Here is an 11657-nt window from a genome sequence, read left to right as displayed (position 1 = left end):
CTTTTCTACTTGTCTTCTTTCAAATTCAAGTATAAGAAATTCAGGTGTTTTTTTCTTGCTTCAGGTGGCTAAACTAATTTTACAATTTGCCAAATTTATAGAATTAAAAAAATCCGGAAAAATTTTCCGGATTAAATATAGGGAACGACATAAAAGTGTTAAAAAATTCTTAATCAAAACATCGCAAAGAGATCTAATTGGTTATCCTCTGGCAGACCTTCTAGAGCCCCAAGAGCATCTAATGCATCTATGTTTGTTGATGAAAGTTTTGTTCTTTGTTTCAATTCATTTTTACTAAGGAATTCATCTTTTTCCCGTGCTTCAACCACGGAATCAGCTGCTGTTTCACCCAGTGCATCCATTACCACAAAAGGTGGAATTAAGACATTTCCGTCAATAACAAAGTCTTTGGCTTTACTGCGATAAAGGTCAATATTTCCAAACTCATAGCCTCGCTCACGCATTTCATTACAAATTTCAAGGGCAGGGAGCAAATCTTTTTCAAGATTAGTAGCTGGATTTTCACGATCATTGCCACGACGACGAATATCTTTAATTTTTTCTTTGACAACATTCAAGGGTCCTGACATGAGACCAAGGTCAAAGTTCTTGGCACGAATTGAGAACCAAGCACAATAGTAGTTCATAGGCTGGTGTACCTTGAACCAGGCAACGCGTAAAGCCATCATAATATAGGCAGTAGCGTGAGCTTTGGGGAACATGTACTTTATCTTTGAACATGATTCGATGTACCAATTTGGTACCCCATGTGCTTTCATCTCAGTCACATAACCTTCACGTTCATGATCCGAAAGCTTCATCCAAAGACCCTTACGAACTTTTTCCATGATTTGGAAGCTCATCCCTTCAGGTATGCCTTTGTGGATGAGATAAGTCATAATATCATCACGACAACCAATAACCGTAGAAAGGGTAGCCACTCCTGACTTTATCAAATCCTGAGCATTGCCTTTCCAAACATCGGTTCCATGCGAAAGTCCAGAAATCTGAAGTAAATCAGCAAATGTCTTTGGTTTTGCTTCAGCAATCATGTTCATAGAAGTAAAAGTTCCCATTTCTGGAATACCGAAAGTTCCAAGTTCTGCCATCTCTTGTTCCTTAGTCAAACCTAACGGTTCAGGACTCGTAAAGAGTCCAAGCACCTTTTTGTCATCAAAAGGAATAGTCATTGGATCCATGCCCGATAGATTTTGCAGCATCCGAATCATCGTTGGATCATCATGGCCCAAGATGTCAAGTTTTAGGATATTATCATGAATTGCATGAAAATCAAAATGGGTTGTTTTCCATGTCGCATTAATATCATCTGCTGGAAATTGGATTGGCGAAAAATCATAAACGTCCATATAACTAGGAATAACAATAATCCCCCCGGCATGTTGACCAGTGGTTCGCTTTACCCCAGTAATACTTGTCGCCAAGCGCTCGAGTTCTGCATTTCTATATACCTTATTAGTATAGTCGCGCTCGTAACCTTTAACAAATCCAAAAGCTGTTTTATCTGCAACAGTACCGATAGTTCCTGCACGAAATGCATATTCATCCCCAAATATCTCTCGAACATCTAGATGAGCAAAAGGCTGATCATCACCTGAGAAGTTCAAATCGATATCAGGAACCTTGTCGCCCTTGAAACCAAGAAATGTCTCAAAAGGAATATCTTGCCCGTTCTTAACCAACTTTTCACCACAATTAGGACAAAGCTTATCCTCCATATCAAAGCCAGAACCGTATTTTCCATCAGTAAAGATTTCAAAATGACGACAGTCTTTATTTGGACAAATATAATGTGGTGGTAGTGGGTTTACCTCGGTAATACCAATCATAGTTGCAACCAATGAACTTCCCACAGAGCCTCGTGATCCAACCAAATAGCCCCGCGCATTAGAACGATGCACCAATTCTTGGGCAATGATATAAATAACTGAGAAACCATTACCAATGATGGACCTCAACTCTTTCTCAAGGCGTTCATCAACTTCATCTGGTAAGGGATCTCCATATATTTCATGCGCCTTCTCATAGGCCAAACGCGTAATTCTTTCTTCAGATCCTTCTCCACCTTCGAAAGTCATAACCGGCGTATAAAGGTCCTCACGAACAGGAGTTATGTTTTCAAAACACTCTGATAAGACCTGCGAATTTGTCACGACAACTTTCTTAGCTAGTTCTTGACCCAAGAACGCAAAATCGTTTAGCATTTCATCAGTAGTTCTGAAGTGGGCCTTTGGTAATGGAAGAGGCTTAGCATCCTCACCATGTCCTTGCGTCCAGTTAATCTCAGCACCAACCAGTGAACGAACTATTATTTCACGATAAATTTCATCTTCAGGGGCCAAGTAATGCACATCTCCGGTTGCAACCGCTGGGATTCCAATTTCATCCGCCACACTAATTAATTCTTTAATTGTATCTTCAACTTCCTCCTGACTCTTAAAAGACCCTCCTGCAAGCAAAGGCCGATATAGAGCGGGTGGCATTATCTCAATAAAATCGTAAAATTTGGCAATCTCTAAAATTTCTCGATGTGTCTTGTTCAAAGCTGCATCAAAGACTTCACCTGTTGAGCAAGCAGAACCAACAATAATGCCCTCACGATTGCTTTGTAATACAGAACGAGGAATCCGAGGAACATCCGCAAAATAATTCACATTAGAATAACTCACCAATTTGAAGAGATTTTTTAATCCTTTTTGTGTTTGAGCATAGAGCGTCATATGTTTGGGACGGACCTTTTTGTATGAGCTCTCTGATACAAAATCACCATTTAATTGTAATAGATTTCTAATTTCAGGATGATGGATTCTAAGTTCTTCAAGTAAAGCATAGTACAATCGCCCCGTAGCTTCCGCATCCGAGTCTGCCCGATGGTGAGCAGCACCAAGGTTAATATTAAATTTCTTGGTAAGTTGTCCCAATCCATAGCGCTTCAAGTCTGGCAAAAGATTTCGAGCAAATTCAAGTGTGTCAATCACAGGCTCAGTGATACGCGATAGATTATTTTTTTCATAGTTGAGATTCATGAAACCATAGTCGAAAGTCGCATTGTGTGCAATTAGTATGGTTCCTTTGCAGAAGACCTGAAATTCTTGGAGCACTTTTTTCAAGGGCTTAGAGCCTAAAATATCGTTATCTGTAATTCGAGTAAGTTCTGTTGTGAATGCACTTAAGGGGTATCCCGGATCAATGAACTCGTTAAAACTTGCAATCGGATTTCCCTTATGCATTTTAGTGGCGGCAATTTGAATCAGATCATTATGAACCGCCGAAAGTCCGGTAGTTTCAACATCAAAAATTACATATGTTTCTTCAAACAAGTCGCGGTCTTCTTCATTAAAAACGATTGGAATTTTATCCTCAACTAAGTTTGCTTCAACACCGTATATAATTTTAACTCCCGCTTTATTACCTGCCCGATGTGCCTCTGGATATGATTGAACATTAGCGTGGTCAGTTATTGCAATAGCCTTCATTCCCCATTTCCCAGCTTGAGCCACTAAATCTGAAGCAGTCACCGTAGCATCCATCTGTGACATAATCGTATGAGTATGGAACTCAACCCGCTTCTCATAATCTGGCATTTTGTCCGTTCGGACATTTTTAGCTCCAATTTCCATGAGAGATTGAATCTGGAGGACAAGTTCATGCTTGAAATTATCCATCTCAAGATTCCCTTTAATTTTTACCCACAACCCTTTTTTTGAGGCATCAACGATATTATCAAAGATCTCTGGTTCTCCAGCTCTAGCCCATTTCTGAGCAATAAAACTTGTTGTGTAATCAGAAAAATAAAGCTCTAACATCTGTGATGTCTTTTTTGTCGTACGGTTGGTAAATTCCTTCTTCTCGACCTTAAAGACATAGCCCTCAAAAATGATACCACGCTCTGGATTCTCAGCCTGATTCATTGGTGTTGTCTGCTCAGAAGGTTTAATTTCCCTTCCTAAACGAACGCCTTCGACGATATCCTTAGATTTTTTTTCAACAATTTGATTAATAACTGGTGCAAAATCCGATCTAGAATCTAGAGTTTCATCTGGAATTGAAGCATCAAGGGAAAGGAGGGAGATGTCTTCCAATTGCTTTTGCACAGCTTTCTCATGAGCCACTAGACTTTCTTCCGTTGCAATTTGATCAACTTCAACAGATATCACAAAACCAAGAAATCCAAAATCTTCGAAAAGCTCATTAATTATTGGTAAATGTTCACTAGCTAATCGATAAATTTGTGGAAGACCGGTCACAAATATCTTGGCTGAAGAATCATTGGCTTTTTTTAATTCAAATTTTTTAAAAATACTCGTAAAAGAGGGAGTACTGCACTCTGGATAGTCAAAGACTAATTGATAATAGTCATTCAAAAGGGCATCATCAAAAGTAAATTCACGCACTCTTACTGTAATACGTGTGTCAGCAATATTCTTAAAAGCTACTTTGGTCAACTCAACCAAAAGCTTAAAATCTTTTGCAGGAAGCAGTCTATCAAAGGTAAAGAAAAAATGCCATAAGCGGCTTTCTGTGTGCACTTCAACTTTATCAATTTCTGCGTTAATAAAAGCCGGCGAACCCTTAATTTCCGATGGAAGATGGATTTGCTCGGCTAAATTTTTAAAAAGATTTTCCATAAAATAATTATAACTTATTTCTAATAATTTTTCTTGTAGCTTTCCCATAATTACTTGAATTAGTGTTATTCTTAAAGCGCTATTAAAAGCCTCAAATTCAAAAATCTATTTGCTCAAAGCTCCAATATTCCTCTTGAACTGAAATAATTTCGATAAGCAAAGCTCCCAGCAATAACTGACCCTAAAGAAGTCGCTGAAAGGAGCATGAACATAACCATAATCTGGTATTTAATTGCAAAAACAGGATCTACCCCTGCAAATATCAGACCAGACATCATACCTGGAAGACTAACTAGACCAACAGTTTTAGCTGAGTCAATTGTTGGCTGCATAGCCATTTTAATTGAATGACGCAAAATTGACAGAGAAGCTAGCCTCACTGGAGCGCCCAAAGCCAACTTTTCCAATACTTGTTGACGTTGATCAATGAATTGTGTATTCATTTGCTTGTAACAAAGTCCGATTGCCACCATTGAATTAGATGCAATCATACCGGTAATTGGTACAATTTGGCTAGGAACAAATTTAATGGCTCCAGATGCAACCAAGATGCCAAGAGTGATACCAGTTGAAGTCAAAATTGCTAAGAAAGAATGCAAAAAATTTTTATTTTGGCTTGGATTACGTTTATAAGCCTGCCTTGAAGCATTGTAAACGATGAAGAGGCTCATAACCAGGGTCAATACACCATTATTAACTTGAAAAACATATTTTAAGACAAAGCCGACAATCACGAGTTGGATTACAGTCCTTATTACCGCATAAAGGATATCTTTTGACAGTCCCAGCTTTTGGCGCTGAGAGATGAGCATTGCTACTACAACCAGCGCTAATGCAAAAATTAGAGATAGATTGCTTATATTAACTGAATTATTCATTGTTACTTATCAAACCTCCATCCTCAATTCTAACTAATTTCTGAGCCTCTTCAAGTTCCTCATTATCATGTGTTACCTCAATAACGGTAGCCATTTGCTTCTTAACAAATTGGCGAACAATTTCCTTATTTTCACTATCAAGTCCAGCAGTTACTTCATCAAGCAAGATAACTTTTGGCGCAAAAATCATATTTCTCACTAAAGCCACACGTTGTTTTTCACCGCCTGAAAGCTTAGCAATTTCTTGACTCAAAAATTCTGAAGACAGATTAACTTCTGAAAGAAGAGAAATCACCTTGTTTTCATCAAATGAAAGCTTTCGAATTTCAAAAGGAAAAGTCAAACAATCCTTTACAGTTTCTCCAAATAAAACAGGCTGTTGAAAGCAGTAGGAGACTTCACGACGATACAATATTGGGTCAATCTCCTTTAGAGATTTCCCTTTATAAAGTAATTCACCCGAATTATAGTCAACCAGGCTCGCTATTGCCTTGAGAAGTGTCGATTTTCCTCCACCAGAAGGGCCAGTGATCGTCAAGTGGCTTCCTTCTTCAATCTCAAGAGAAACATTATTAAGAATTTCTTTCTCTCCATCTGTGAGAGAAAGATTTTTTATTTCAAAAATTTTCATAACTTTATTTTCTTTCATATTTAAAAGTATTAACTGACTATTACATTATAGTTTTTTATAGCAAAGATAGGCATTAAGAGATATTCCCTAATGCCTATTTTGGGATAGAAAGCACGTTTTTTAGTATTTTAGCTCCTTTTTTCCCCTGTTTCTAAGTCTATTTTTTGCTCATTCTAGAAAATAATCGTTCCGAATATATTTTTTGAAACAAAAGCGAATTATTAATTTCAGACCATTCAAAAATAGATTAAAAAATCTGAAGTATAATTGGAACAGTTGACAATAATATTAAATTTTTATTATGTTTGATAATAATTCCATAAAAAGAAATAAAAGCTACGATAACACTTTCTATCCTTCTTATAGTCATATCTGTGATAAAAAAATCACCCATACATGGTGATTTAAGAGTTTACTTCGCATTAAAGTTTCGAAAAATAAATATTTATTTATTTAAACTATCGATTGTATTGACTAATTCACTCTGGCTAACTTCAATGACTTCACCAGTTTTACGAATCTTAAGTTCAACAATTCCTTCAGGAGCTTTTTTCCCGATCGTAACTCGAACTGGTAAACCAATCAGATCACTATCGGCAAACTTAACGCCCGCACGTTCGTCACGATCATCAATAAGGACCGAATAGCCTTTAGCTTCAAGAACTTTTTGAAGATCAGCAGTTAATGCCATAGTTGTTTCATCTTTGACGGCGATGGGAACAAGATGCACATCGTAGGGCGCCAAGCTCGCAGGAAGATTTATTGACCAAGCAAACTTATAATCGCCTTTGAAAGTTTTTTCAACGGTAATACGGGCGTATTGTTCTAATACAGCTGAGAGTAACCGGCTGACGCCAATTCCGTAGCACCCCATAATGATTGGAATCGCCTTACCATTAGGATCAAGCACATTTGCTCCCATTGACTCCGTGTAACGTGTACCAAGCTTGAAAATGTGTCCAATTTCAATTCCACGAGAGAACTTAAGAGTTCCTTTCCCATCTGGTGAAATCTCACCTTCCTTAACCGTACGTAAGTCTGCAAACTCTGTCACCTTAAAGTCACGATCAAGATTAACATTTAGATAATGGAAGCCATCTTCATTTGCCCCAACTACAGCATTCTTGATATCAGCGACTTCACGATCAGCCAAAATTCGAATCTCTTCAGATAGGCCAACTGGTCCAAGTGAGCCAAAGTGTGCAGAAAATTTTTCAAAAACTTCTTCTTCACTTGCAGCTTCAAGAACATCAACTCCAAGATAGTTCTTCAATTTCACTTCATTAAGTTCATCGCCACCATGTAAAAGGACGAGAACAAGTTGTCCATCAGCATTATAAACCAATGATTTGATGGTCTGTCCAACTGGAACTTTAAGGAAATGTGAAATTTCTCTTATTGTTTTTGCGTCGGGGGTCAAAACCTTTTTAAGCTCAGCAAATTCAACTTCATTTACTACTTCTTGGTAAAGACTTGATGCCATCTCAAGATTAGCAGAGTAATCTCCCGAATCAGAGTAAACAACTGTATCCTCTCCAGCAATCAACCACTTGCTAAGTTCAACTTTAATATCCTTTAAAACAGTTGTTGGAATTTCATCAATGGATTGGATTGATTTATCAAGAATCAACCAGTGATTTAAATCACTACGATCCAACGTGATGGCCATAAATTCTTGAGAATCTTTGCCCCCCATGGCGCCTGCATCAGCAATAATAGGCTTAAAGTCGAGCCCAGCACGCTCAAAAATAGCCTCATAAGCATGCTTGTAATCCAGATAGGTTTCATCTAAAGACTCTTGGGTAGCATGAAAGCTGTATGCATCTTTCATAATGAACTCGCGGCCACGCAATAAGCCATAACGAGGACGCTTCTCATCACGATATTTGGATTGAATTTGATAGATGCTCATTGGAAGTTTTTTGTAGGAAGTAATTTCATTACGCACAAGAGCAGTAACAGTTTCCTCATGCGTCGGACCAAGGATAAAGTCAGATCCATCACGATTTTTCAGTTTATAAAGATCCTCGCCATAAGTATTGTAACGACCAGATTCACGCCATAAGTCAGCTGAGAGTAAAGCCGGTGCTAGAAACTCGGCAGCACCAATTTTATCAAGCTCTTCACGCATAATCGTTTTAAGTTTTTCGAGAATACGATTAGCTAAAGGCAAATAAGCATAGATGCCCGCTGAAACTTGACGAACATAGCCTGCACGAACCAAAAGAGCATGACTGATAACTTGTGCATCAGATGGCATTTCACGGAGAGTAGGAATAAAGAGTTGAGATTGTTTCATAAATAGCATTCGCGCAGACACAAGTGAATTCTTGCCTAATTACTGCGTCGCCTTTCTTTTATAAGTTTAATTCTATGGGTAGAGTGGCAATAACTTTTACTTAACGAGTAAAGAAGCGCATAATGTCATTCCAAGTGACCGCCAACATAAGCGCAATCATAAAGATTACCCCGACCAGAGTCACAAACTGCTCATGCTCTGGTTTAAGAGGCTTCCGGCGAATGGCTTCAATTAAATTAATTAAAATCTTTCCACCATCAAGCGCAGGAATTGGAATTAAATTGACAATTCCAAGATTGATTGACAAAAGGGCTAGAAAACTAATTACACCTGCTAAGCCAGCTTGAGCCGCTTGACCAGTTTGTTGGAAAATTGCAACAGGTCCACCAAGTTTATTAAGGCTCGGATGAGTAATCAAATTTCCTAAGGCTCGGCCTATCAACGTCATTGCCGACCATGTTTGAGTGAATCCACCTACTATTTTATCAAGAATACCTGTATTCAGGCTCTCAGTGATTCCTATTATCATTGAACCATTTTTCATTTCCGGAACAATTTCTAGAACCTTTGTTTGATTTCCACGTTGAAAACGAAGATCAATTTCATCAGCCTTAACTGTTGAAATTTCAGTGACTAATTCAGTCCAGTTACCTACATTTTTTCCATTAACGTCTAAAATCTTGTCTCCCTGACGAAGTCCAGCTTGATAAGCTGGCATGTCCTTTGGTGTAGTACCAACAATAGTTGAATTAGAAGGCACACCTCCTTGTAGAAAAACAAGAACGATAAAAGCAATAAGGCCAAGAATAAAATTATTTAATGGTCCACCAAAGTTTGTTAGAATTTTTCCAAGGATACTAGCTGATTGGTATTGCACATCAATAGGTGCAATACGGAGTTCAGTACCATCTTCTTCAATTATCGTAGCATCATGTGACAGTTTAAAAGTTTTGCTTACTCCACTTGACTCGCCAGAAATAGTTAATTCTTTGTCAAAATCATACTCTGTAACAAAAATAGGAAGCGCATTTTCAAGTTCAATTTTTCCGGAAAGGTTGACCCGTTGAACCAATTCATCTTCTACTACAAGTGAAGCTGGTGTTCCTTTCTTGATTTCAGTTGTATCATCGCCCCATCCTGCCATGCGGACATATCCACCAACTGGTAAGATTCGAATTGTATAAAGAGTACCATCTTTTGCTCGGTGAGCAAAGATTTTTGGTCCCATCCCGATAGCGTACTCGCGGACCAAAATTCCGGCTCGTTTCGCCCAAAAGAGATGACCATACTCGTGAATTGCTACTATGACACCAAAAATGATGATGAACACAATAATGTTTATGATTAACTGTTGCATTAGACTCCTTGTTCTGCTTTTTAAAAGGATTGCTTATAGACCAAATGGTAAACCGATTTAGTTTACCATTTCAGAGTGTTTCTATTCTATATTTATAATAGACCAAGTAAGTGCATAAGAGGTAGGACAAAAATCATTGAGTCAAATCGGTCAAGAATTCCACCATGTCCTGGCAAAATTTTTCCTGAATCTTTAACAGCGAAATGGCGCTTAATGCTAGACTCAACTAAATCTCCAAGTTGTGCTACGCAAGAGAAGAGTGCCGATAAAAGCAAAAGTTCCCAAATCGGTAAACTTGGTAAGCTACTTCTAAAGAAAAAAAGCATAATTGCTGAGACCAATACCGCTGAAGCAACTCCCCCAATTGAACCCTCAATCGTTTTATGAGGGGAAACTGCTGGAAGCAATTTGTGTTTCCCAAAAGAACGACCAACGAAATAGGCCCCTGTGTCACCGGCCCAGACTATGAATACTGCAAAGAGAACTGTGATGGTATCAGCACTACGAGCAAATGACAAGGATTGAAAGCCTATTCCAATGTAGAAAGCAGACAAAAAGGGGAAAGCGATGTTTTCAATATTGTAGCCATCTTTTGAGAATACGGTCGCGGCAAGCATTGCAAAGATGAAAAAAGCAAATAGCATAAAAGGTCCATTCGATCCCATATTCAAAAGATTAGATACAAATGGCATAGATAAGACCATAGCTGCAATTGCTGAAAGGATTCCTTCAAAAGTTAGGAACTTAGTTCCTTTCATTTTGAACATTTCGGACATGGCCACAAAAGTGAGCAAACCTACAAAAAGCTGAAAGAAATAACCACCAAGCACTAAAAAAGCGATAAAAATTGCCCCTGCTACAACCCCAGTAATAATTCGTTGTTTCATAATTTGTATAAAATCCTCCGATTTTTTATCTGGCCACAAAAGTGGGCAACTTTAGGACTTAAGGCCACCAAAACGACGGTCACGCCCTGAATATTCGGTAATTGCTTTGTCTAGTTCGGCTTCATCAAAATCTGGCCATAAAGTATCTGTAAATAAAAGCTCAGAGTAAGCAGATTGCCAAGTCAAGAAGTTTGATAAACGCAATTCACCGGATGTACGAATAATTAATTCTGGATCCCGTAACTCAGTTGGGAAAATTGCTGTTGAAAGATTTTCCGCAATTAAAGCTTCATTCACGTCATCAGGATTCACACGGCTCGTAATGATATTCTTAACTGCTTTGATAATTTCAGCTCTACCACCATAATTCATAGCAAAATTTAAAATCATTCCCGTGTTGTTAGCTGTGTCTTCACTCGCTTTATCAATTGCTTTTAAGGTCGCTTTAGGTACAGAGTCCCGCTCACCGATCATGCTAATCTGGATATTTTCTCGATTTAAAACAGGAACAAACTGGCTATAAAAATCAATTGGAAGACTCATGATAAACTTGACCTCATCCATCGGACGAGACCAATTTTCAGTCGAAAATGCATAAACCGTTAAAAGTTTAACACCCAATTTTTGTGCATAGATGGCTGTTCTTTCAATCGCATCCATACCTGCCTTATGTCCAAAAATACGGGGCTTTCCCTTTTTTTTTGCCCAGCGACCATTACCATCCATGATGATGCCAATGTGTGCTGGAATCTTTACTTCCTTAGTCATGTATCCCATATTTTAGCATAATTTATCTACTTTTTTTCAGTAAAAAGAACGTCCCAACTTGAAATAATGGTTCCGGACTTCTTATCAAATTGATTTTATGGCAAATTGTAAAATTAGTTTAGCCACCTGAAGCAAGAAAAAAACACCTGAATTTCTTATACTTGAATTTGAAAGAAGACAAGTAGAAAAGG

At 38.1% G+C, this 11657-nt stretch carries 7 protein-coding genes; all 7 read right to left on the bottom strand.

The genetic code is table 11. From position 1 onward, the window contains the following. Positions 1-173 precede the first annotated feature (173 nt). Positions 174-4646, bottom strand: a complete 4473-nt coding sequence (locus HNQ37_RS07710) for a PolC-type DNA polymerase III (protein ID WP_183540971.1) — start codon at positions 4644-4646, stop codon at positions 174-176. Between the two features lie 113 nt (positions 4647-4759). Then, positions 4760-5524: an ABC transporter permease gene (locus HNQ37_RS07705; RefSeq protein ID WP_183540968.1), complete on the bottom strand. Its 765-nt coding sequence runs from the start codon at positions 5522-5524 to the stop codon at positions 4760-4762. Next, positions 5517-6155, bottom strand: coding sequence for an ABC transporter ATP-binding protein (locus tag HNQ37_RS07700; protein ID WP_183540976.1), 639 nt, complete (start codon positions 6153-6155; stop codon positions 5517-5519). The genes HNQ37_RS07705 and HNQ37_RS07700 overlap by 8 nt, the downstream gene beginning before the upstream one ends. A 445-nt stretch (positions 6156-6600) precedes the next feature. Beyond that, the gene (locus tag HNQ37_RS07695) at positions 6601-8454 is read right to left on the bottom strand and encodes a proline--tRNA ligase (RefSeq protein ID WP_183540973.1); all 1854 of its coding nucleotides are present in this window, start codon (positions 8452-8454) and stop codon (positions 6601-6603) included. Between the two features lie 100 nt (positions 8455-8554). Further along, positions 8555-9811, bottom strand: a complete 1257-nt coding sequence (gene rseP / locus HNQ37_RS07690; RefSeq protein ID WP_183540965.1) for an RIP metalloprotease RseP — start codon at positions 9809-9811, stop codon at positions 8555-8557. A gap of 92 nt (positions 9812-9903) precedes the next feature. Continuing rightward, positions 9904-10698, bottom strand: coding sequence for a phosphatidate cytidylyltransferase (locus HNQ37_RS07685; protein ID WP_183540962.1), 795 nt, complete (start codon positions 10696-10698; stop codon positions 9904-9906). Positions 10699-10749: 51 nt separating this feature from the next. Further along, positions 10750-11466: an undecaprenyl pyrophosphate synthase gene (gene uppS / locus HNQ37_RS07680; RefSeq protein ID WP_281374970.1), complete on the bottom strand. Its 717-nt coding sequence runs from the start codon at positions 11464-11466 to the stop codon at positions 10750-10752. Between the last annotated feature and the right edge of the window lie 191 nt (positions 11467-11657).

This window comes from Lactovum miscens, assembly GCF_014202895.1.
GTDB classification, from domain to species: Bacteria; Bacillota; Bacilli; order Lactobacillales; family Streptococcaceae; genus Lactovum; species Lactovum miscens.
This window is presented reverse-complemented; position numbering and strand designations above follow the sequence as displayed.